18 protein-coding genes are annotated in these 22,347 nt (G+C 74.2%); 9 read left to right on the forward strand and 9 right to left on the reverse strand.

Going from position 1 to position 22,347, the window contains the following annotated elements:
- Positions 1-37: 37 nt before the first annotated feature.
- From wecB to AB0D32_RS07620, 4 genes are all read right to left on the reverse strand, one after another.
- A complete protein-coding gene (wecB, locus tag AB0D32_RS07605; protein ID WP_357086154.1) occupies positions 38-1,126 on the reverse strand; it encodes a UDP-N-acetylglucosamine 2-epimerase (non-hydrolyzing) in 1,089 nt (362 codons plus the stop codon).
- A 222-nt stretch (positions 1,127-1,348) separates the two neighbouring features.
- A complete protein-coding gene (locus AB0D32_RS07610) occupies positions 1,349-2,131 on the reverse strand; it encodes a hypothetical protein (RefSeq protein ID WP_357086156.1) in 783 nt (260 codons plus the stop codon).
- An 11-nt stretch (positions 2,132-2,142) separates the two neighbouring features.
- On the reverse strand, positions 2,143-2,784 hold the full coding sequence (locus tag AB0D32_RS07615) for a methyltransferase domain-containing protein (RefSeq protein ID WP_357086158.1): 642 nt from the start codon (positions 2,782-2,784) through the stop codon (positions 2,143-2,145).
- A 97-nt stretch (positions 2,785-2,881) separates the two neighbouring features.
- Positions 2,882-4,015: an acyltransferase family protein gene (locus AB0D32_RS07620; protein WP_357086160.1), complete on the reverse strand. Its 1,134-nt coding sequence runs from the start codon at positions 4,013-4,015 to the stop codon at positions 2,882-2,884.
- Between the two features lie 318 nt (positions 4,016-4,333).
- On the opposite strand from AB0D32_RS07620, the gene AB0D32_RS07625 reads away from it, so the two are divergent.
- From AB0D32_RS07625 to AB0D32_RS07640, 4 genes are all read left to right on the forward strand, one after another.
- Positions 4,334-5,887 carry a glycosyltransferase family 4 protein gene (locus AB0D32_RS07625; protein ID WP_357086542.1) on the forward strand — a complete coding sequence of 518 codons (1,554 nt, stop codon included), beginning with the start codon at positions 4,334-4,336 and terminating at the stop codon, positions 5,885-5,887.
- 160 nt (positions 5,888-6,047) lie between these two features.
- On the forward strand, positions 6,048-7,625 hold the full coding sequence (locus AB0D32_RS07630; protein ID WP_357086162.1) for a glycosyltransferase family 4 protein: 1,578 nt from the start codon (positions 6,048-6,050) through the stop codon (positions 7,623-7,625).
- Complete coding sequence (locus tag AB0D32_RS07635) at positions 7,622-9,178, forward strand: glycosyltransferase family 2 protein (RefSeq protein ID WP_357086164.1); 1,557 nt, start codon at positions 7,622-7,624, stop codon at positions 9,176-9,178. Before AB0D32_RS07630 ends, AB0D32_RS07635 begins: the two co-directional genes overlap by 4 nt.
- Before the next feature lie 5 nt (positions 9,179-9,183).
- Positions 9,184-10,467, forward strand: a complete 1,284-nt coding sequence (locus tag AB0D32_RS07640; protein WP_357086166.1) for a nucleotide sugar dehydrogenase — start codon at positions 9,184-9,186, stop codon at positions 10,465-10,467.
- A gap of 60 nt (positions 10,468-10,527) precedes the next feature.
- Here AB0D32_RS07640 and AB0D32_RS07645 read toward each other — a convergent pair whose 3' ends face one another.
- Positions 10,528-11,079 carry an acyltransferase gene (locus tag AB0D32_RS07645; RefSeq protein WP_357086168.1) on the reverse strand — a complete coding sequence of 184 codons (552 nt, stop codon included), beginning with the start codon at positions 11,077-11,079 and terminating at the stop codon, positions 10,528-10,530.
- 279 nt (positions 11,080-11,358) lie between these two features.
- Here AB0D32_RS07645 and AB0D32_RS07650 point away from each other — a divergent pair, with 279 nt between their 5' ends.
- The 3 genes from AB0D32_RS07650 to AB0D32_RS07660 all read left to right on the forward strand — a co-directional run bounded on the left by AB0D32_RS07650 (position 11,359) and on the right by AB0D32_RS07660 (position 13,984).
- Positions 11,359-11,670 carry a hypothetical protein gene (locus tag AB0D32_RS07650; RefSeq protein ID WP_357086170.1) on the forward strand — a complete coding sequence of 104 codons (312 nt, stop codon included), beginning with the start codon at positions 11,359-11,361 and terminating at the stop codon, positions 11,668-11,670.
- Between the two features lie 129 nt (positions 11,671-11,799).
- Positions 11,800-12,468 carry a response regulator transcription factor gene (locus AB0D32_RS07655; protein ID WP_357086172.1) on the forward strand — a complete coding sequence of 223 codons (669 nt, stop codon included), beginning with the start codon at positions 11,800-11,802 and terminating at the stop codon, positions 12,466-12,468.
- A gap of 7 nt (positions 12,469-12,475) precedes the next feature.
- On the forward strand, positions 12,476-13,984 hold the full coding sequence (locus AB0D32_RS07660) for an ATP-binding protein (protein ID WP_357086174.1): 1,509 nt from the start codon (positions 12,476-12,478) through the stop codon (positions 13,982-13,984).
- A gap of 294 nt (positions 13,985-14,278) precedes the next feature.
- On the opposite strand, the gene AB0D32_RS07665 is transcribed toward AB0D32_RS07660, so the two are convergent.
- The 4 genes from AB0D32_RS07665 to AB0D32_RS07680 all read right to left on the reverse strand — a co-directional run bounded on the left by AB0D32_RS07665 (position 14,279) and on the right by AB0D32_RS07680 (position 18,614).
- Positions 14,279-15,244 (reverse strand): TAXI family TRAP transporter solute-binding subunit, encoded by a 966-nt coding sequence (locus AB0D32_RS07665; RefSeq protein ID WP_357086176.1) that lies wholly within the window; start codon positions 15,242-15,244, stop codon positions 14,279-14,281.
- Between the two features lie 109 nt (positions 15,245-15,353).
- Entirely contained in the window at positions 15,354-16,028 is a 675-nt protein-coding gene (locus AB0D32_RS07670; RefSeq protein WP_357086178.1) for a hypothetical protein, read from the reverse strand.
- A gap of 101 nt (positions 16,029-16,129) precedes the next feature.
- Complete coding sequence (gene yaaA, locus AB0D32_RS07675) at positions 16,130-16,927, reverse strand: peroxide stress protein YaaA (protein ID WP_357086180.1); 798 nt, start codon at positions 16,925-16,927, stop codon at positions 16,130-16,132.
- Between the two features lie 67 nt (positions 16,928-16,994).
- Entirely contained in the window at positions 16,995-18,614 is a 1,620-nt protein-coding gene (locus tag AB0D32_RS07680; protein ID WP_357086182.1) for a hypothetical protein, read from the reverse strand.
- A gap of 136 nt (positions 18,615-18,750) precedes the next feature.
- On the opposite strand from AB0D32_RS07680, the gene AB0D32_RS07685 reads away from it, so the two are divergent.
- Together AB0D32_RS07685 and AB0D32_RS07690 are read left to right on the forward strand one after the other, a co-directional pair.
- On the forward strand, positions 18,751-19,791 hold the full coding sequence (locus AB0D32_RS07685) for a phosphatase domain-containing protein (protein WP_357086184.1): 1,041 nt from the start codon (positions 18,751-18,753) through the stop codon (positions 19,789-19,791).
- Positions 19,792-20,277: 486 nt separating this feature from the next.
- A complete protein-coding gene (locus tag AB0D32_RS07690; protein WP_357086186.1) occupies positions 20,278-22,302 on the forward strand; it encodes a family 10 glycosylhydrolase in 2,025 nt (674 codons plus the stop codon).
- Positions 22,303-22,347 lie beyond the last annotated feature (45 nt).

The following is a 22,347-nucleotide window of genomic DNA, read 5'->3' on the forward strand; positions in this document are numbered from 1 at the left end:
AGCTGCGCCCGCTGGACATCGGCACGTCACCGGCGGTTCAGCCGAGGCGTTGCGCCAGGATCTCGACGACCCGCTCGGCTGCCCGGCCGTCGCCGTACGGGGTGCCCTGCCCGCTCCGTGGCGCCGGGCGGGTGGCCGTCGCGATCCACGCGTCGCGGCTCAGCGCCTCCGGGTTCGGGACGAGCCGGTTCCAGTCGCCTTCGAGGGTCTCCACCCACTCCGTCTCCGGGCGCAGCGTCGTGCAGGCGCGCCCGAGCAGGTAGGCCTCCTTCTGCAGGCCACCGGAGTCGGTGACCACCCCGACCGAGCTGAGGACGGCGGCCACCAGCCCGGCGTAGCCGAGCGGCTGGCCGGCGTGCAGGGCACCCTGGTCGAGCTTCAGGCCGTGCTCCTCCGCTCGTGCCCGCAGGCGCGGGTGGGCCAGCAGCGCCACCGGCACGGGCAGGTCGGCGAGCGCGGCCAGGATCGCCGCCAGCCGGGCCGGGTCGTCGGTGTTGTCCGGCCGGTGCAGGGTCGCCAGCAGGTAGGGCTCGTCGGGGTCGATGCCGTCCGGCAGGGTCGGCCGGGCGTGCTCGCCGGCCAGCACGGCGTCACGGACCCGCAGGCAGACGTCCACCATGACGTCGCCGCTGAGCACCGCACGGTCGGCCAGCCCCTCGTTGGCGAGGTGCCGCAGCGCCTCCTCGGTCGGGGCGAGCAGCAGGTCGGCCGCGTGGTCGGTGAGCACCCGGTTGTGCTCCTCGGGCATCCGGCGGTTGAACGACCGCAGTCCCGCCTCGAGGTGGGCCACCTTCAGGTGCTGCTTGACGGCGGAGAGGGCGCCGGCCAGCGTCGAGTTGGTGTCGCCGTAGACCAGGACCCAGTCCGGCTGCTGCTCGGCCAGCACCGGGTCGATCGCCGCGAGCACGCCGCCGGTCTGTACGCCGTGGCTGCCGGACCCGATCCCTAGGTGCACGTCCGGGGCGGGGATGCCGAGCCCGGTGAAGAAGACGTCGGAGAGGTTGACGTCGTAGTGCTGGCCCGTGTGCACGATCACGTGTTCGTGACCGGTGCCGGCGAAGGCGGCCGCGATCGGCGCCAACTTGACCAGCTGGGGGCGGGCTCCGACAACGCTGACGACCTTCACTGAGACATCTCCTGCACGTCGTGGACACGGGCATGGCGGCGGGACCGGGAACCGGACGCCGAGGGCGGCTGTCGGGCCGCGCGGCTCTGGCGACGAACCCTACGGTACGGGGTCCCGAACGGACGAAACGCCCCGGAGTGTCGGGAGAGCGGCAGGAGCGGAGGCCGAAGCGGCGTGGTGCCGTGTGGCGGCGACCACGGCCGCCGGGACGCGGTCGTGGGGTCAGCGTGGCGTCCGCTGCCGTCCGAGCACCCTGCGCAGGCCGGCGCCGGCACCCTGGCCCACCTGGCGGGGCCCGGCGAGCAGCAGCCGACCCATTCGCAGGGCGGGTGAGGACTCGACCGCGGCGAGTCGGGAGCGGCACCCGGCCAGCTCCCGTTCGGTCTCGGCCAGCCGGGCGTCCCGCTCGGCCAGTTGCCGGTCCAGCTCCGCGACCCGGTCGGCGAGTTCCGCGAGGCGCCGTCGTGCCGGCCGGGTGACCAGGTCGGTGAGCACGTACTCGTTGGCCATCCGCAGCAGCGGGACGGGGGACTGCCCGGCGTCGGTGGCCCTGGCAGAGCCGGTCAGGTGGGGCCGGGGCGTCACCACCGTGTCCACCCGCTCGACGAGCAGCGTGGCGTGCACGCCACGGATGGCCACCCGGTCGAGCGGCGTCGCGGCGATGACCTGGCAGGAGGCGGCGCCCAGCGGGTCGAGCAGCCGGTGGACGGGCAGGTCCGCCACCGCCCACCCGGCGAGCAGCAGCAACCGCGCGCCGGGACGGAGGCGGTGCAGCAGCGGCGCCAGCGCGTCCGGGTCGGTGTGCGCGGGCGGGTTCGGCCCGGTGAGGGCCAGCACCAGCACGCCCTCGTCGAGGTCGCCCTCCGGCTCGGCGGTGCCGGCGCGCCGGTACCGCACCTGCGCGGGCATCCGCAGGTGGCGGGCGAGCGTCACCTCCGGGTGCGTGACGTCCACCACTTCGTGTACGCCGTCGAACAGTCGCTCGTCGACCTCGTGCAGTCGCATCTGTCCTCCGATCAGCCGATCCGGGTGAAGGCGTGGAACCCGATCGGGCTGCCCCGGAAGCGGTACGGGCGCCAGCCCTCGGCGTGGAACCGGTCCGGGGCGAGGAGCGCCCGGTACCGGTCCGGGCCCCGGACCACCTGGTAGTCGCCGTGGATCCGGTCGCCCGGCTCACCGTGGTCCGAGACGATCAGCCGGCCACCGAGCCGGACCAGCGAGGCGAGGTTGCGCAGCGACGACTCCCACTCCGCGTCGTCGAGGACGTGGAACAGCACGTCGACCGAGGTGACCACGTCGTACAGCCAGGGGCTGCGCCATCCGGAGAGGGTTGACTCGTGGTAGCGCGGGCCGCCACCGGCGGCGCGGCAGTGCGCCACGGCAGCGGGGCTGGCGTCGATGCCGTCGACCTGGTGCCCGAACCGGGCCAGCGCCCGGCTGAACCACCCCTTGCCGCAGCCCGCGTCGAGGACGAACAGCGGGGCGACCGGGTCGCCGTGCTCGCCGACCAGGTCGAGCAGGAGGGCCAGCCGGCGGACGTGAAACATCTCGTTCGTGGGCTCGTCGAAGGAGACGTCGCCGCCAGAGCGCAGCTCGCCCTCCCGGCGGTGCCGGGCGTCCCAGTACTTGCCGGCTTCGGCGGCGGAGAGCAGTCCCATTGCGGATCACCGTCCTCGGCGCGGGGCGGGGGCAGCATCCGCCACGCTAACACGTACCGCGTACATTGCCCGGTTTAGCGGCTTCCGCCCGGCTGAGTCAGAAGATGGCCCGCAGGTACGGCACCCGTGCCGCGCCGAGCGACACCGCGAAGCTCGCGACGACCACGAAGGCGCAGGTGGCCAGCGTCACCCCGAGGGACTCGCCGACGGGCAGCCCGGGCGCCGCCCACTGGACCACGGCGAGGATCAGCAGGTGCACCAGGAAGACGCCGAACGACGCGTCCGAGAGCCGCACCAGGATCCGGGCCGCCCCGGGTGACGGCCGCAGCCGCTCGCCGAGGGCTAGCCCCACCAGGAACACGCAGACGGAGGCCACGGCGACGCCGGCACCCAGGTAGCCGACCGGGACGAGTGCCTGCACCAGCGGCAGGTCCGGGCGGCTGCCCCACCGCCAGACCCCCTCGGCCAGCAGCGCCACGGCCAGCAGCGCCGCGAGACCGAGCCGCCAGCCCCGCAACCGCACCCGGCGCAGGGCCCAGCCGGCGAGGAAGTAGCCGACGTAGGGCCACCACATGGTCCAGGCCCCGAGGTGGATCGGGCGCGGCGCGTCCAGGAAGGTCATGACACCGGCGAGCATGAACGCGGCGAGGGTCCAGCCCATCGCCACCCCGGCGGTGATCCGCGCCCGCCGGTCGCCGCCCCCGGCGAGGAAGGCGGCGAGCACCGGGGCGACCACGTAGAGCCCGGCGATCAGCCAGAGGAAGTACAGCGCGGTGTAGACCCGCGCGTCGATCAGCTGCTGGACCAGGGCGCTGCCCCGCGGCTCCTCCTGCCGCAGCAGGAACCGGACGCCGATCAGGTAGATCAGGTGCCAGGCGACGAGAGCAGGGAGGATGCGGGGAAACCGCTTCCGGTAGAAGGCCGCGGGGCCGTCCCGGTGGGCGCGTGGCGCGAGGACCAGCGCACCGCTGATCATCACGAACACCGGCACGGTCCAGACGGCGCCGATGTTGACGGCGGTGGCGATCCACCAGTCGCGGCTGCCCCGCAGGTCGTCGTTGGCGACGTACGTGCCGAGCACGTGGATCGCCACCACCCCGCAGATCGCCACGATCCGCAGGACGTCGAGCGCGTACTGCCGTGGCGGGCGGTCAGCGGGCGCGGGCGGGACGGGGATGGCCGGAGCTGGGTCGGCCGGCGGGTCGCACCGGGTCGGGGGAGGAACGGTCACCGGCGCGACCCTAGCCGGCCCCACCTGCCCCCGCCCATCGCGTGCGTCGACCGGTGGGCGCGAGGGTGACGGCCGACACTCGACCGCCCGGACGGTGGGATACCGTAGCCCCCGGTGACGGCGGCCGATGGAGCCGGACGGCGGGTGACGGACCGGCCGGGTCACCCCCACACGGGCGCGGTCCGCCCTGGTCAACGGCGTCCGCCGATGGCTGGCGGGGCACTGGCCGGCACGGCGCAGACAAAGGTGAAAGGCAGCGGACGCAGCATGGGGTTCGACGGCGGAGCAGCGACGCCAGATTCCCGGGGCCGGGTGGTGATGCTGGTCGACAACGGGGTGAACGGTGACTCCCGGGTGCAGAAGGCGGCCCGCTCGGCCGCCGACGCGGGGTGGGAGGTCATCCTGCTCGGCCGGGCCCCGGGCGGGCAGACGCAGACCTGGCAGCTCGGCCGGGCCGAGGTGCGGCTGATCGAGGTCGCCGATCCGCTCGCCCGCCGTCGGCACGAGTTCCGCCGGGTGCTCCGCCGAGGCCCTCTGGCCTATCCGCCCAACGGCATCGCCCCGCACCGCGCCCAGGCCGTCAAGGCCTGGCAGACCGACCTGCGGTTGCGCGAAGCCGAGCTGACCCTGGCCGCCCGGGCCGGCCGCCCGGTGCCGGGACGGCAGCACCGGGCGCTGGCCGCCGAGCGGCTGGCGGCGCGGGTGACCGGCAAGTGGGTGTCGTTGCGCTACTGGCAGCTCACCCGGGGGCAGCAGGCCCGGCGCAAGCTGGCCGGGCCCGTCGACCGCTTCTACACCTGGTTCTGGGAGGCCGTGCGCGGCGACGGCGCGTGGCGCCGGCTGGAGCCGTCGCTGTGGGACTGGGAACTCGCCTTCGGCCCGGTGATCGACGCGCTGCGACCCGACCTGATCCACGCCAACGACTACAAGATGCTCGGCGTCGGCGCCCGGGCGACACTGCGCGCGCGGGCCGCCGGGCGCCCGGTGAAGCTCGTCTGGGACGCCCACGAGTTCCTGCCCGGGCTCAACCCGGCGCTCAGCCGGGGGCGTTGGCTGCGTGCCCAGTGCGCCCACGAACGGGAGTACGCGCCCGTCGCGGACGCGGTGGTGACCGTCTCGCCGAGCCTCGCCGAGCTGCTCGTGCGGGAACACCACCTGCCGGAACGCCCCGCCGTGGTGCTGAACGCGCCGAACGCGCTGCCGCCCCGGTCGGCGGAGAGCACGCCCGCCCCCGACCTGCGGGCGCTGTGCGGGGTGGGGCGGGACGTGCCGCTGCTGGCGTACTCCGGGGCGGTGGCGCCGGTGCGCGGGGTGGACATCCTGATCGAGGCGCTGCCCGCGCTGCCCGGCGTGCACGCGGCCCTCGTCTCGCTGCCGCCGGGGCGCGGCTCCACCCCGTCCATCGACGCGCTGCGCCGGCGGGCGGCGGAACTGGGCGTGGCCGACCGGGTGCACGTGCTGCCGTACGTGCCGCACCACCAGGTGGCGGCGTTCCTCTCCGCCGCCGACGCGGCGATCAGCCCGCTGCACCACCTGCCGAACCACGAGATCGCGCTGAGCAACAAGTTCTTCGAGTACTCGCACGCCCGGCTGCCGATCATCGTCAGCGACGTGCGGACGATGGCCGAGACGGTCCGCGAGACCGGCCAGGGCGAGGTGTTCCGCGCCCAGGACGTCGACGACTTCGTCCGCGCCGCCCGCACCGTGCTCGCCGATCCCGACCGCTACCGGGCCGCGTACGACCGGCCGGGCATGCTGGAGGAGTGGACGTGGGAGCGTCAGGCGGAGGTGCTGGACGGCGTCTACACCCGGCTGCTGGCGGGCGAACCGGCGGCCACGCCGGCCCCGTCGGTGTCCGGTGCCATCGGCTGAGTCGGCGGTGGGGGTGGCCCGCGCCACCAGCGAACATGGATCAGTCGGGCGTTACCGTAAACTCGCCGGGTCATCGGGGAGCAGGCCCGCAACAGCGGAGAGGCGGATGATGGAGCGCGACGGTGCTTCCGGGGCCCCGGGCGGTCGTGGACGGGTTGTCATGCTGGTCGACAACGGCGTCAACGGTGATTCCCGGGTGCAGAAGGCGGCCCGTTCGGCGGCCGACGCCGGGTGGGATGTCGTGCTGCTCGGCCGGTCCCCCGGCGGTGTGCCGCAGACCTGGCGGCTCGGCGGCGCCGAGGTGCGGCTGCTCGCGATGCCTGACCCGTTGGCCCGCCGGCGGCACGAGTTCCGCCGCGCCTGGCTGCGGTGGCCGCTGGCGTACCCGCCGAGCGGGATCGCACCCCACCGGCAGCAGGCCGTCAAGGCCTGGCACGCCGACCTCACCGTGCGCGCGGCGCAGCTCGCCCTCGCCGCCCCGGCCACGCCCCGGCTGGGGCTGCGGCGACGGGCGCTGAGGGCTGAGCAGCTCGCCGCCCAGGTGACCGCGAAGTGGGTCTCCTTCCGCTACTGGCAGCTCACCCGGGCCCGGACCCGCCGCAGGTTCCGCAACCCCTGGGACCGGGCGTACACGCTGTTCTGGCAGAGCGTGAAGGGTGACGGGGCCTGGCGGCGGCTGGAGCCGTCGCTGTGGGACTACGAGTTGGCCTACGGGCCGGTGGTCGACGAGCTGCGCCCCGACCTGATCCACGCCAACGACTTCCGGATGCTCGGCGTCGCCGCCCGCGCCAAGACCCGGGCCGCGGTCGACGGCCGCGAGATCAAGGTGGTCTGGGACGCGCACGAGTTCCTTCCCGGCCTCAAGCCGTGGCAGGACAACGCCCGGTGGCTGCCGGCGCACCGCGCCCACGAGCGGGAGTACGCACCCCACGCCGACGCCGTGATGACCGTCTCCGACGGCCTCGCCGAGCTGCTGCAACGCGAGCACGGGCTGGCCGTCCCGCCGGACGTGGTGCTCAACGCCCCGTCGGCCGGGCACGGCGACCTCGACCCGGACACCCCGGCACCCGACCTGCGCGCGCTCTGCGGGATCGGCGCCGATGTGCCGCTGCTGGTCTACAGCGGGGCCGCCGCCCGCCAGCGGGGCCTGGACATCATGGTCGACGCCCTGCCGCAGCTGCCCGGCGTCCACGTGGCGCTGATCGTCAACAAGCCGGCCGGCCCGTACGTCTCGGGGGTGCTGGCCCGGGCGGCGAAGCTCGGGGTGGCCGACCGGGTGCACGCCATGCCGTACGTCAAACACTGGCAGGTGGTGCCGTTCCTCTCCGCCGCCGACGCCGGGGTGATCCCGATCCACCACTGGCCGAACCACGAGATCGCGCTGATCACCAAGTTCTTCGAGTACTCGCACGCCCGGCTGCCGCTGATCGTCAGCGACGTGCGGACGATGGCCGGCACCGTCCGCTCCACCGGCCAGGGTGAGGTGTTCCGCGCCGAGGTCGTGGCCGACTACGTCCGGGCGGTACGGGCGGTGCTGGGCGACCCGGAGCGCTACCGGGCCGCGTACGACCGTCCGGGTCTGCTGGAGAGCTGGACCTGGGAGGCGCAGGCCGAGGTGATGGACGCGGTCTACAGCCGGCTGCTGCCCGGCCGGCCGCGCGGCACGGCGACGCGGGCCGCCACGGGGCCTGGAACGCTGCCCGGCGACCCGCAGCCGGCGGTCGGGGTCGGCACGTGACTTCACCCGACGTCACCGTCATCACCGCCGTCTACAACACCATGCCGTACCTGACCCGCTGCCTGACCTCCCTGGTGGAGCAGACGATCGGCCGGGACCGGCTGGAGGTCATCGCGGTCGACGACGGCTCGACCGACGGCAGCGGTAGGGAACTGGACCGGTTCGCCCGGCTCCACCCCGGCACGGTCAAGGTCATCCGGCAGCCCAACTCCGGCGGCCCGGCCGCGCCCAGCAACCGGGCCCTGGAGCAGGCGACCGGGCGCTACGTCTACTTCATCGGCTCCGACGACTACCTCGGCCCCGAAGCGCTGGAGCGGCTCGTCACCGCCGCCGACCGGTACGACTCCGACGTGGTGCTCGGCCGCACCGTCGGGGTGAACAGCCGCTACATCCACCAGGCGATCTTCGCCGAGTCCGCGGTCGACGTCGACCTCTTCGACTCGGCGCTGCCCTGGTCGTTGTCGAACACGAAGCTGTTCCGGCGGGACCTGATCGAACGCCACGGGCTGCGCTACCCGGAGGACATGCCGGTCGGCAGCGACCAGCCGTTCACCATCGAGGCGTGCCTGCGGGCGCGGCGCATCTCCGTGCTCGCCGACTACGACTACTACTTCGCGGTCCGCCGGCTCAACGCCCGCAACATCACCTACAAGAGCCGGCACCTGGAACGGCTGCGCTGCGCCCGGGAGATCGTCGAGTTCGTCGCCGGGCTGATCGAGCCGGGCCGGCGGCGCGACGCCGTGCTGGTGCGGCACTTCACCTGGGAGGTCGCCAAGCTCCTGGAGGACGACTTCCTGCGGGTGGACCGGCAGGCGCAGGAGCAGGTCCGGGCGGGCGTACGCGAGCTCGCGGAGCGCTACCTGACCGACGACATCCGCGACCGGCTCCCCGTCGAGGCGCGGGTCCGGCTCGCCGCCGCCCGGTACGCGGACCTCGACCACCTGCTCGCGGTCATCCGGCAGGACGCCGAGCAGGGCATCCCGTCCGCCGTCGTGGACGGCGACCGCTGGTTCGCCGGCTACCCCGGCTTCCGTGACCCGCGCTTCGACATCCCGGACGCCTGGTTCGACGTCACCGGCAGCGCCGCCGACTGGATCGCCCGGCTGGAGACCGTCTCGGTGGCCTTCGACGGGACCCGGGCGCTCGCCGTCACCGCCCGCAGTCCGCGCCCGGACCTGTCCACGCTCGCCACCGGGATCGAACTTGCCGCCGGCGACGCCGTCGGGGTCACCACGGCGGTCACCGCGGACGCCACGGGCACCACCGTCCGGGCCCGCATCCCGGTCGGCAGGTTGCTCGCCGACATCGCCCCCGGCGGTGAGCTGCGGATCATCCAGGCCCGGTTGACGGCCTTCGGCGCCACGGGCGCGGCAGCACTGCGCGGCCCCCGCCGGCCCGTGCCCCAGCGGGCCCTGGTGCGCCTGGGCGCCCGCCTGCACGTGCTCACCACCACCACCAACCACAAGGGTCAGCTCGTCATCGCCGTAGCGCCTGTGACGCCGCGCCGGTTGATGGCCCGCCTGCGGCGCAGGCTCCCACTAGGAGGAAAGTAGTAGCCATGAACATCTGCGTCGTCGCACTCGGAAAGATCGGGCTGCCGCTGGCCGTGCAGTTCGCGTCGAAGGGGCACCGGGTGATCGGTGCCGACGTCTCCGAGCGGGTGGTAAGCCTGGTCAACGACGGGGCGGTACCGTTCCCGGGCGAGACCGACCTGGACGTCAAGCTCAAGGAGGCGGTCGCCGCCGGCCTGCTGTCGGCCACCACCGACACCGCCGCAGCCGTCGCCGAGTCCGAGGCCGTCGTGGTGGTCGTGCCGCTGTTCGTCGACGGCGAGGGGGTGCCGGACTTCGGCTGGATGGACGACGCCACCCGTGCGATCGCCGCCGGGCTCAAGCCGGGCACGCTGGTCAGCTACGAGACCACCCTGCCGGTGGGCACCACCCGCAGCCGCTGGGCCCCGATGCTGGAGCAGGGCTCCGGGCTGACCGTGGGCAGTGACTTCTCCCTGGTGTTCAGCCCCGAGCGGGTGCTGACCGGTCGGGTCTTCGCCGACCTGCGTCGCTACCCCAAGCTCGTCGGCGGCGTCGACGAGGCGTCGGCCGCGCACGGTGTCCGGTTCTACGAGGCGGTGCTCGACTTCGACGAGCGGCCCGACCTGTCCCGGGCCAACGGGGTGTGGGACCTCGGCTCGGCGGAGGCGTCGGAGCTCGCCAAGTTGGCCGAGACCACCTACCGGGACGTCAACATCGGGCTGGCCAACCAGTTCGCCCGCTTCGCCGACACCGTCGGGGTGGACGTCACCAAGGTGATCGAGGCCTGCAACACCCAGCCGTACAGTCACATCCACCAGCCCGGCATCGCCGTCGGCGGGCACTGCATCCCGGTCTACCCGCGGATGTACCTGTGGAACGACCCGACCGCCACCGTGGTCCGCTCGGCGCGGGAGGCCAACACGCAGATGCCGCAGTACGCCGTCGACCTGCTCGCCGCCGCGTACGGCGACCTGACCGACGTCGAGGTGCTGGTGCTCGGTGCGTCGTACCGGGGCGGCGTGAAGGAGACGGCCTTCTCGGGCGTCTTCCCGACCGTGGAGTCGCTGCGCGCCCGGGGCGCCAAGCCGTACGTGTCGGACCCCATGTACACCGCCGAGGAGCTGACCTCGCTCGGGCTGCCCGCGTACGACGGCCAGGAGGTCACCGCTGCGATCGTCCAGGCCGACCACGCCGAGTACCGGACGCTGGCCCCCGCCGACCTGCCCGCGGTGCGGGTCCTGGTCGACGGCCGGCGGGTGACGGACCCGGCCCGCTGGGCCGACGTCCGCCGGGTGGTCATCGGCGGCTGATCGTCCCCTCGACGCGCAACGGGTCCCGACCGGCGGTCGGGACCCGTTGGTGTGTCCGGGTCAGCCCTGGACCAGGCCGGGCGGCGGGTTCTCCACGTCGCGGGAGACCACCTCGCCCTTGGCGTCGACCCAGCCCTTCGGCCGGGCCGGGTTGCCGGCGACCAACTGGTACGGCTTCACGTCCCTGGTCACCACGGAGCCGGCGGCGATCATCGCGTACTCGCCCACCTCGATGCCGCAGACCAGGGTGGCGTTGGCCCCGATCGAGGCGCCCCGGCGGACCAGGGTCGGGGTGATGGTCCAGTCCGGGTTCTGCGCGCGGGGCCGGAAGTCGTTGGTGAAGACCGCGCAGGGGCCGACGAAGACCTCGTCCTCGATGGTGACGCCCTGGTAGACGGAGACGTTGTTCTGGATCTTGACCAGGTCGCCGACCGTCACGCCGGCGTCGACGTACACGTTGCGGCCGATGACGCAGCCGGCGCCGACCTGCGCCGAGGACCGCACGTGGGCAAGGTGCCAGACCTTGGTGCCGTCGCCGACGCGGGCACCCTCCTCGACGTCGGCCGTCGGGTGGACGAAGACGGAGGGGGACAGCGAACTGTTGTCAGTCATCCTTCAACTCGCATGGCTCGGGGCGCGGCGTCGCGCCGTCGGTGATCCGCGTCGGCGTACGCCGGGCGGGCGTCGACCGCGCGGATCGGGTCTGCCACACCCGCCCCGGGCGCGGAGGCGAGGCCGGGGGAGCGGACTCGGCGTAGCATAGCGACCCGTCAGCCGGGTAGCGCCGCCACCGCAGCCGTCCTGGCCGGCCGCCGTCCCGGTTTTCCGGTACCGCCCCGGCGGTCGCCTCCGCCCGGCATGCTCGGGGCAGCGGGTCGCGGAGGGACGGCGATGGAGAACTACGACGAGGACTGGACCGACAGCCAGCGGGCACTGTACGACGAGTGCCACCGGGCGGGCGGTGAGTGGGCGGGTGACCCGGACACCCCGCCCGAGGACGTGCAGCACGTGATCAACCTCGGCCAGGCGGACGACGACACCCTCCCGGACGCCGAGACCGACTATCCGCCCCTGGTCGACGCGGTCACGCAGGCCACCGGCGAGAACGTCACCAGCGTGCCCGCCAGTCACCACGACCCCGGTTTCCGGGGCTTCGTCGACGGGGTCCGCGACGCCACGGCCGACGAGGTCTTCGGGCTCTGACCTGCCGGTCGGGCCGCCGACCGGGGGCCGGCACCGGGCGGCGACCGCGGCGGGCAACCGGTCGGTTTGGGACCGGCCCTCCCGCAGCGCGCGGACTTCTGCCACCATTCGGGGTCGACAGACCGATGAATGGGGGCCCGGGTGCGCATCCTGCTGGTCGAGGACGACCTTCGGGTGGCCGCGGCGCTCTCCTCCGCCCTGACCCGCCGGGGGTACGAGGTGGAGCACGCCGCGACCGTCGCCGCGGCGCTCTCCGCCGCCCCCTGCGACCTGGTGCTGCTGGACCTGACCCTGCCGGACGGGGACGGCACCGACCTGTGCCGGGAGCTGCGGCGGCGCAGCAGCCAGCTCGGCATCATCGCGGTGACCGCCCGGGGCGAGGAACGGGACCGGGTGCTCGGCCTGCGGCTGGGCGCGGACGACTACGTGGTCAAGCCGTTCTCCATGACCGAGTTGCAGGCCCGCATCGAGGCGGTGCTGCGCCGCGCGGCGCACGCCGTACCGGAACGCAACCTGATCGAGGCGGGGCCCGTACGCGTCGACGTGGCCGCTCGGACGGTCACCGTCGACGGCCGGCCGGTGGCGCTGACCCGCAAGGAGTTCGACGTCCTGCTCTCCCTGGCCCGGCAGCCCGGCGTGGCGGTGACCCGGGAGCGGATCCTGCTCGACGCCTGGGGCACCACCTGGGGCGACGGGCACACCGTCGAGGTGCACGTCGGGTCGCTGCGCGGCAAGCTGGGCGACGCCCGCCTGGTGGAGACCGTACGCGGGGTCGGCTACCGGCTGCGCGGCGAGTGAGGACGCCGTGCGACGTCGGTTGGTGATCAGCTATCTGCTGCTGATGGTGCTGGTCCTGATCGCGTTGGAGACCCCGCTGGCGATCACGCTGGCCACCCGGGAGACCGACCGGGTACGCGCCGACCGGCTCGCCGACGCCACCCGGTTCGCCTCGTTGGCCGGCCCGGCGCTGCGGAACGGCACCTCCGGCCCGCTCGACAACGAGCTGCGCAGCTACGACGCCCTGTACGGCATCGGTGCGGCGGTGGTCGACCGGGACCGTCGTACGGTGGCCGCCTCGAACAGCTGGCATCCGGCCTCGGGAACCCGCGAGGCGCTGGACATCGCGCTCTCCGGCCAGCAGGCCAGCGGGCCGGACTCGGTCTGGCCCTGGGTCGACGCGCCGATCGTCGTGGCGGTGCCGATCAACGACGGCGGGGAGGTGCTCGGGGCGGTGGTCATCGCCACCCCGGCCGACGCGGTACGACGGGCCGTCACCGTCTGGTGGCTGGCGCTGGCCGGGACGGGCCTGCTCGTCGTGCTGGCCTGTGTGCTGACCGCGTTCTGGCTGGCCGGTTGGGTGCTGCGCCCGGTCACCGAGCTGGACGCGGTCACCCACGAGATCGCCGAGGGCGACCGCGGCGCCCGGGTGCAGCATCGGCTCGGCCCGTCGGAGCTGCGCCGCCTGGCGATCAGCTTCAACCACATGGCAGACGTCGTCTCCGACGTGATGGACCGGCAGCGGGCGTTCGTCGCGCACGCCAGCCACCAGCTGCGCAACCCGCTGACCGCGCTGCGGCTGCGGGTGGAGGAGTTGGGGCCGAGCCTGACCGACGAGGACGGGCGCGCCGAGCACCAACTAGCGCTGGAGGAGACCGACCGGCTGGCCCTGGTGCTGGACGCGCTGCTGACCCTGGCGCGCGCCGAACGGCGGGAGAACCAGCGGGTCACCGTCGACGCGGCGGCCGTCGCCGCGTCCCGGGTCGCGGCCTGGGAGCCGCTCGCCCGGCACCGCCGCATCGCGCTGCGGCTGGTGGTCCGGGACGCCCCGGCGTACGCGCTGACCGTGCCGACCGCCATCGACCAGGCACTGGACGCGCTGATCGACAACGCGGTCAAGTTCAGCGACGCCGGCGGGGAGGTGACGGTGACCGTCCGGCACCACGACGACGGCACCGCGCTGGAGGTCCGGGACACCGGCCCGGGCATGACGGCGAGCCAACTCGGCCAGGCGACCGAGCGCTTCTGGCGGGCTCCGGAGGTGCAGAACGTCGACGGCGCCGGGCTGGGCCTCACCATCGTCGCCGTGCTGGTCGACGCTTCGGACGGGCGGCTCACCATGCGCCGGGGCGAGCCGCGCGGCCTGGTCGCGGGCCTCTGGTTTCCCGCTCCCGCCGACCCCGCTTCCGCCGACCCTGGCGCGTCGCCCCGCGACGACGCTACGGCGTCGCCCCCGGAGGAGTCCGCCGCACCGATCTCCGCCGGGCTCCCGTCGGCCCGTCGGCCAACGCAGCCGGCGCGGGCGGCCGAGCGCTGAGCACAAGCCGGGTGCGGGCCGCGCTCGGTGCCGTAGCGCGTCCCGCAGCGCTGAGGCTTGGCCGGTGTGGGCCGCGCTCGGTGTCGCAGCGCGTCCCGCAGCGCTGAGGCCGAGCCGGTGCGGTCGCGCTCGGTGCCGCAGTGCGTCCCCTGTCGAGCTGCCCCATCGGGCGGACCTGTCCCGCACCCGGACCTGCCCCGCACCACGGGGCAGCTCGACAGCGGAGCCAGGGCGGGTGGCTCAGGGCTTGGCGGTGCGGTGCGGTGCGAGTCGATGGTGTCAGGCGGCGCGCGGTCAGGGCTTGGCGGCGCGGTACCAGTCGGCGGCACCGGGGTGCAGTGGCAGCGGGGCGGTGGCGATGGCCGAGCGGGGGCTCATCCGACCGGCGGCCGGGTGCGCGGCGGCCAACTCCTGGCGGCGTTCCATCAGCAGCCGGGTCACCTCCCGGATCAGCGGCGCCGGCAGGTCGGCCCGGACGATCAGGAAGTTCGGGTTGGCCACGGTGGTCACCGGATCCGTGCCGTACACCGAGCGGGGGATGTCCCGGGCGACGTAGACCTCCGGATTGCTCTCGCGCAGCGGCCCGGTCCACTCGCCGAGGTCGATGATCCGGGTCGCGCTGCCGTCCGAGAGCTCCTTCACCGCCCGCACGGGCAGCCCGCCGGAGAAGAAGAACGCGTCGATCGTGCCGGCCCGCAGCGCCGCGACCGAGTCGTCGAGGCCGAGCCGCTCCTGGCGTACCCGGTCGCCGCCCAGGCGCGCCACCTCCAGCACCCGGATGGCGGTGATCTCGGTGCCGGAGCCGGGCGCGCCCACGGACACCCGCCGTCCATGCAGGTCGGCCAGCGTGCGCACGGGACCACCGGCAGTGGTGACCAGGTGCAGCAGGTCGTCGTAGACCCGGGCGACCGCGACCACGGACGGGTGTGCCGCCGGCGCCGCCGGAAGCACGTCGGCCTGGGTGAATCCCAGCTCGGCCTCGCCGGCGCCGACCAGCCGGACGTTCTCCGCCGAGGCGGCGGTGACCACCACGCTGGCCTGGACGTCCGGCAGTTCCCGGTTGAGGATGGCGGCCAGCGACTCACCGAAGGCGTGGTAGACCGCCGTCGGGCTGCCGGTCGCGATCCGGATCCGCACCGGTGGATCGGGGGCGTCCTGGCAGGCGGCAAGGCCGGGCAACGTCACCACCAGCAGCAGCGCCAGCAGCGCCGGCGGGCGGACGGGGTGCGTGCGGACACGGCGGAACCGAGTGCGACTCACGGGCTGCACTCTGCGCCGCGCGGGGCGTCATCGCAACCCGCAACCCACCCGTGGGCGTCAGGGCCTCGGCGACGGGTCGATGGTGGGGGTCAGCTCGGTGACCCGGTGATCATGCCCGGTCGGCCGCCTGGCTGGGATCCAGCGCGGTGCTGTGCAGGATCCGCTGACGGTCCGGGCCGTCGGCGACACAGACCAGATAGCAGCCGGTGCCCGGGCGTAGCAGCGCCGGAACGTCCAGCAGGGCGGCCCCGCGCACCAGGATGGCAGCCAGTTCCCGGTCGGTGATCCGAACACCGAGGATGTGCCGGCGAACGTGTCGGCCGCCCGCGAGCAGAGCGGCCCGCCAGGCCGCCGCGGCCAGCCGGGGACGCCACGCCCGCCGTGCCGTGGACGCGCCAGGGACCGGACCGCCCAGCAGCTCACGCCGGCCCTGCCGCCAGCCGGCCTCCAGCGTCCTCGCGTACGCCGGCCGGTGCGGGCGGGGCACGGAGAGCCGGTGCAGCTCGTACCGGCGGCGCAGCCCGCCGACGGTCACCTCGTGATCGAGAGGGACGTCCAGCCGGCCGAGCAGCTGCCGCATCCGGTGCGCCGCCTCCTGCCGGTTGAACTCCACCGACGGGGGCCGGGGGTCCGGCACCAGCCGGCGGGCACCGGCGACTGCCGGCGGGGGCGTGCAGCGCAGCAGGCAGGCGGCCTCGAACGCGTCGGCCAGGGTCGACCAGTCCAGCGGCGGCGGGGTCGAGGGCAGGCGCGGCCGGTCGAGCAGGATCTGTTCGGGAGCCAACTCAGGCACTCCTTGTCGGCGTCGGGGTCCCTATACCGTGGCCCGTCGACGCCGAGGGGGAAACCGATCCGCCCCAGCCTTGAGGAAATCTTGCGGCTGTCTCACAGCTCCGTGACGATCACGTCGACCGGACGTGGTCGGCCGGGCGGGGCGGGCTGCTCCAGCACCGGATACTTCAGGTCACGCAGCGCGGTCAGCAGCCCGCCGACGGTGCGCGGCCGGGCGCCCTCGGTCAACAGGTCGCGGACCAGCCGCCCCTTGGTCGCCTTGTTGAAGTGGCTCACCACCGACCGGACGGGCACGCCGTCGACCTCCCGCTCGTGCAGCACCCGGACGGTCACCGTGCGGTCGGCCACCTCGCCCCGGGGCGCCCAGGTGGCCGCGTACGCGCCGGAGCGCAGGTCGAGCACCGGCCCGTCGCCGGCCGCGGCGGCCATCGCCGGCGCGAGCGCCCGCCGCCAGTACGCCGACAGCGCGCCGACCCCCGGCAGCCGCGCCCCGATCGGGCACCGGTAGGGCGGGATCCGGTCGGTGAGGCGTACCGCGCCCCAGAGCCCCGAGCTGATCAGCACCGACCGGCGGGCCGCCCGCTGCGCGGTCGCCGGCAGTGAGGCGAGGTCGAGCGCCTCGTAGAGCACCCCGGTGTAGACGTGGCCGGCGGGCGCGGTGGCCGCCGCCCGCAGCCGGGCGTTGCGCCGCAGCTCGCCGCGCTGGCCCTCGCTGAGCCCCAGCGCCGCCCGGGCCGCCTCCTCGTCGCCGTCGGCACCGAGCGCCACGAGCGCCGTCAGCACCTCCTCCCGGGCGGCGGTCAGCTCCGGCAGGGAGAGCCGGGCGAGGTCCAGCCGCCGGCCCGTGCCGGTGTCGGCCTTCCCCTCGGAGGGCGGCAGCAGGATGAGCATCGGTGGACTCCTCGGCTGGGCACGGCGCGGCGTCCGCGCGCCGGTCCGGCCAGCGTACGGGCCGGCCCTACCGCCACGGCCGCACCGGCGTCTCCGGGTGGTACACGCGATACCCGGCCACCTCGGTCACCAGCGCGGCGTCGGCCCGGTCGCCCAGCAGCCGGCGCAGCCGCCGCTCCGCCGCCGAGCCGGCCTCCAGCACGTACCCGGGTCGGGCGGCCCGCCCCACCTGCCGCCAGTACGCCCGGTAGCGGTTCTGCCCGGGGGTGAGCCCGTCGTCGAGCACCGCGCACACCACCTCCTCCCCGGTGTTGAAGACCAGCCGGTTGCAGGTCCAGTAGTCCCCGTACACCTCGTGTGGGCCGCCCGCGCGAAGCGTGTCGGCCAGCTCGCGGGCCTGCCGCTCCTCGACCCGGGACGCCTCGGCGCCGGTGATCGCGAACAGCACGGTGACCACCAGCGTGGTCGCGGCCAGCGCGGCGAGCACGGCGGTGGCCAGCGCCCCGGCCAGCCGGCCGAGCACCCCCACCGTGCCCCGCCAGCAGGCCACCGCCGCCACCCAGAGCGGCCAGAGCACCGCCGGCAGGGAGAGTTGGAGCACCGACAGGTAGCGGGCGTTGTCCAGCGGGCTGGTGGCGGCGAGCGGGCTGCGCACGTACGACAGCAGGGTCAGCGCCGCGCCGACGACCAGCGCGAGGTGCACCACCGGGCCGACGCGCTCGCCGCGCGGGGCGCCCGCGGCCCGCCGGTACGCGAGGACGGCGAGCGCGGCGGCGACCGCCAACAGCACGGGGTAGAGCAGCCCGAACCAGCCCTGCCATCGGGCGCAGCCGTCCACCGGGCACAGGCCGGCGGCGAGCGGCACCCCCTCCAGCAGCCCGCCGTCCAGCCGCTGCGACCATGACGGGGTCGGCCCCTCCCTGGTGCTGATCTCGCGGAACACCGACAGCGAGTCCTCGCCGGGCGGGGCGACCAGGTTGTCCCGGATCATCGGCGCGATCCCGACGGCGAACCCGGCCAGCAGCAGCGCCCCGGCCGCGCCGAGCAACTCCCGGCGGGCCGCCCACGCCAGCACCAGCGCGGCCACCAGCAGGTAGGGCAGGATCAGCCAGTCCGACCAGGCGGCCACCCCGGCGAGCAGGCCGAAGAGCCCGACGGCCAGCCGGCGGTGCCGCACCGTGCCCCGGGCCAGTCCCACCGCGATCAGCAGCATCAGCAGCACCGCGACCTTGACCTCCGGGCGGCCGCCGACCACGGTCAGCTGGTCCCGGACCACCCGTTCCCCGCCGAGCGCCAGCAGGCCGACGACGAGCGTGGCGAACCAGGGCGAGCAGATCCGCCGGGTCAGCCGGTGGATCAGCCAGAGGAAGACGGCGTAGAGCAGCAGCAGCGGCAGGCGCAGCAGCGGCCAGCTCGGCCCGGCCACCGCGATCAGCGGCGCGGCCAGGTACGACTCCAGCACCCCCATGTAGCGCTGCCCGTAGAGGAAGACCGGCAGCTCGCGGCCCTGCGCGATGTGCAGCGCGGCCAGCCCGAACGTCGCCTCGTCGCTGTTGGAGACGGGCACCGTGTGCAGGGTCAGCACCAGCCGGTAGCCGACCCCGGCGAGCCCGAACAGCAGCGCGACGAGCGCCGGCCGGTCGAGCCGCGGGCGCCACCGCCCACGCCTGTGCACTGTCTGCGACACGACCAACGCCCCCGTCGTCGTCCCGACCGGAGTGTTTCACGCCGCCCGGGCCGGGCGGGGCGGATCGGCGCAGCCCGGGCTCCGGGAAGATCGCCTCGCGTGGCCGAGGTGGCCGGCTTGTGGCAGGGTTGCTGGCGTGTCCCCCACTCCCGCCGGCCAGCTGGCCGTACCGAACCTGCACCGGGCCGCGCGGATCGAGGACGCCGTGCACTCGCTGGTCGAACGCCGGCTGCGGCGCACCGGTTGGCGGACGAACATCATCGCGTACACCGGCTACGGCGCGCCCGGTTGGGTGCGGGTGATGTGCCGGGTGCTGCTGGGGCGGCCGGACACCCGGCAGCGGGGCCGGCTGGAGAAGGTGCGCGGGTGGCGCAGCTTCACCACGCTGCCGGCCAAGCACGTCACCGTGAACATCGAGGCCGGCGGGGTGCGGCACGAGGCGCGGGCCGACCGCAGCGGGTTCGTCGACGCCGTCGTCGAGGCGGATCTGCCGCCCGGCTGGGGCTCGGTGCGGATCAGCCTGCCGGACGTCGAGCCCGTCGAGGCGCCGGTGCGCATCCTCGACCCGGAGGTGCGCTTCGGCATCCTCTCCGACATCGACGACACGGTCATGGTCACCGCGCTGCCCCGTCCGCTGCTCGCCGCCTGGAACACCTTCGTCCTCGACGAGCACGCCCGCACCGCCGTGCCCGGCATGGCGGTGCTCTACGAGCGGCTGGTCACCGCGCACCCGGGCGCCCCGGTCTTCTACCTCTCCACCGGCGCGTGGAACGTGGCGCCGACGCTGACCCGGTTCCTGTCCCGGCACCTCTACCCGGCCGGGCCGCTGCTGCTGACCGACTGGGGGCCGACCGCCGACCGCTGGTTCCGCAGCGGGCGGGAACACAAGCGGGTCACCCTGGCCCGGCTGGCCCGGGAGTTTCCCGGTGTGAAGTGGCTGCTGGTCGGCGACGACGGGCAGCACGACCAGGAGATCTACCGCGAGTTCGCCGCGGCCCATCCGGAGAACGTGGCGGGGGTGGCGATCCGCCGGCTGTCGCCGACACAGGCGGTGCTGGCCGGTGGCCTGCCCGCCCCGGGCGGTGAGTCGTCGGCGGGGCCGGTGGGGCAGAAGTGGCTCTCCGCGCCCGACGGTGCCGGGCTGTGGAAACTGCTGCGCGACGCGGGCCTGGTCTGACTCCTCCCGCCGTGCCAGGACGCGCTGCGGGGTGACCTGGCGCCCCCGGGATCTTCGAACCGCGACGGCCTTCCCGTTACCGAAAGTGACGGACCCCAGTTCTTGGTCCACCTCGGTCTGGTCCCTTTGCTCTGCAGCCATATCGGCACCGGGCACGCTGCGTCAGCGTTGCGTATCTGGCTGCAGAGCAAAGGGAGCGTGGAGGCGTCAGGGTAGGTCACGTATGTCGAGACGAAGTGCCTGGTCGCTGGGCAGGTGGCAGTGGAGGCCGAGGTCTGGGTTTTCTGGAGGAAAGAATGCCAACTACGCTCAGTCAGGAGGGGTCGTCTTTGCAGGAATTGACACTCCGTAATCGAAGAAGAAGGCGTAAGGCTGACGCTCGGGGTGCCTGGCCCGATCTGCACGGTGGTGCGCGAAGGCGACCTCGCACGGTGAAAGTTGTGAAGGATACTTGCGTAACTATCCGGCAGCGCTGAACATATTTTCGTGCGCAGAGACTATGGTCGATTCCTTCCCGGGCTGGCGCTGGCAGCGGCGCTGGCGCTCGGCGCGGCCGTTCCCACGGCCGCCCCCGCATCCTCACCCACCACCCCGGAGACCGTTCCCGTGGCCGCCCAAGCGGCCTGCGTGACCGATCCGGCCACCCCCAAGCGGCAGCTGCGTGGCATGTGGATAGCCAGCGTGGCCAACATCGACTGGCCCAGCCGCACCGGTCTCACCCCCGCCGCCCAGCAGGCCGAGTACCGGGGCTGGCTCGACCTGGCCCAGCAGCGGCGGATGAACGCCGTCGTCGTGCAGATCCGCCCCACCGCCGACGCGTTCTGGCCGTCGACCTTCGAGCCGTGGTCGCAGTGGCTCACCGGCACCCAGGGCGGCAACCCCGGCTACGACCCGCTGGCCTTCATGGTGGCCGAGGCGCACGCCCGCAACCTGGAGTTCCACGCCTGGTTCAACCCGTACCGGGTGGCCAACCACACCGACCTCACCAAGCTGGCGGCCAGCCACCCGGCCCGCAAGAACCCGGGCTGGGCGGTCGCCTACGGCGGTCAGCTCTACTACAACCCCGGCATCCCCGCCGTCCGCGCCTTCGTGCAGGACGCGATGATGGACGCCGTCCGCCGCTACGACATCGACGCGGTGCACTGGGACGACTACTTCTACCCGTACCCGGTCAGCGGGGTGGCCTTCCCCGACCAGGCCACCTTCGCCCAGTACGGTGCGGGCTTCAGCAACATCGCCGACTGGCGCCGCAACAACGTCAACCTGCTGGTCAGGGAGATGCGTGACCGGATCCGGGCGGCCAAGCCGTGGGTGAAGCTCGGCGTGAGCCCGTTCGGCATCTGGCGCAACGCCGGCACCGACCCGCTCGGCTCGCGCACCACCGGCCTCCAGTCGTACGACGCGATCTACGCCGACACCCGACGCTGGGTGCGTCAGGGTTGGGTCGACTACATCGCCCCGCAGATCTACTGGCACATCGGCCACCCGGCGGCCGACTACGCCGAGCTGGTCCGCTGGTGGTCCGAGACCGTGACCGGCACCGACGTGCAGTTGCTCGTCGGGCAGGCCACCTACCGTGCCGGGGCGTCCGGGCAGGACGCGGCCTGGCAGGACCCGGCCGAGCTGACCGACCACCTGACGCTGAACCGCAGCCACCCGCGCGTCGTCGGCGACATCCACTTCAGCGCCAAGGACGTCCGCGCCGACCGCATCGGCGCCGTCTCCCGGGTGGCGACCGACCACTACCGCCGGCCCGCGCTGGCGCCGGCCGGGGTGGGCGGCGCCGCGCCCGCCGCGCCGAACCTCACCTCGGCGGTACGCGGCACCGGCGGCGTGACCCTGAACTGGCAGCGCGGCGCCACCGGCAGCACGGCCGCGTACGCGGTGTACCGGCTGCCCGGCGACGGCGCGGTCGACGCCTGCGACCTGGCCGACGCCCGCCACCTGCTCGGCACGGTCCGCGCCTCGGGTGGCACCGGGACGTTCACCGACGCCACCGCCGCGGCCGGCTCCACCTACCGTTATCTGGTGACCGCGCTGGACCGGCTGCACCACGAGAGCCTGGCCAGCAACGCGCGGGTGGTCACCGGCACGGGCGGGACGTTCAGCGTGATCGTGGACAACGCCACCGCCGGCGGCTTCACCGCTGCCGCCACCTGGGGCACGTCGTCGTACCTGCCGGCCCGGTACGGCGCCAACTACCGGTTCGCCAACCCGGAGGCGGTCAGCGACCCGGCCTGGTTCACCGCGACCCTGCCCGCTGCCGGCTCGTACCGGGTGGAGGTCTGGTATCCGGCCGACCCCGGCTACAACAGCGCCACGCCGTACCTGGTGGCGACGGCGAGCGGGACCGTGACGGCCAGGGTCGACCAGCGCACCGGCGGCGGGCAGTGGCGGGTGCTGGGCACCTACGACCTCGCCGCGGGGACGCGCCAGGTCGTCGGGGTCAGCCGCTGGACCAGCACCCAGGGGTACGTCGTCGCCGACGCCGTCCGCATCACCCGACTCTGAGCCGACAGAGAAATCCTGTCGGTACGGCCGAAGCCGCGCCGGTCT

The organism is Micromonospora sp. NPDC048170 (assembly GCF_040652795.1).
In the GTDB taxonomy this organism is placed as follows: domain Bacteria; phylum Actinomycetota; class Actinomycetes; order Mycobacteriales; family Micromonosporaceae; genus Micromonospora.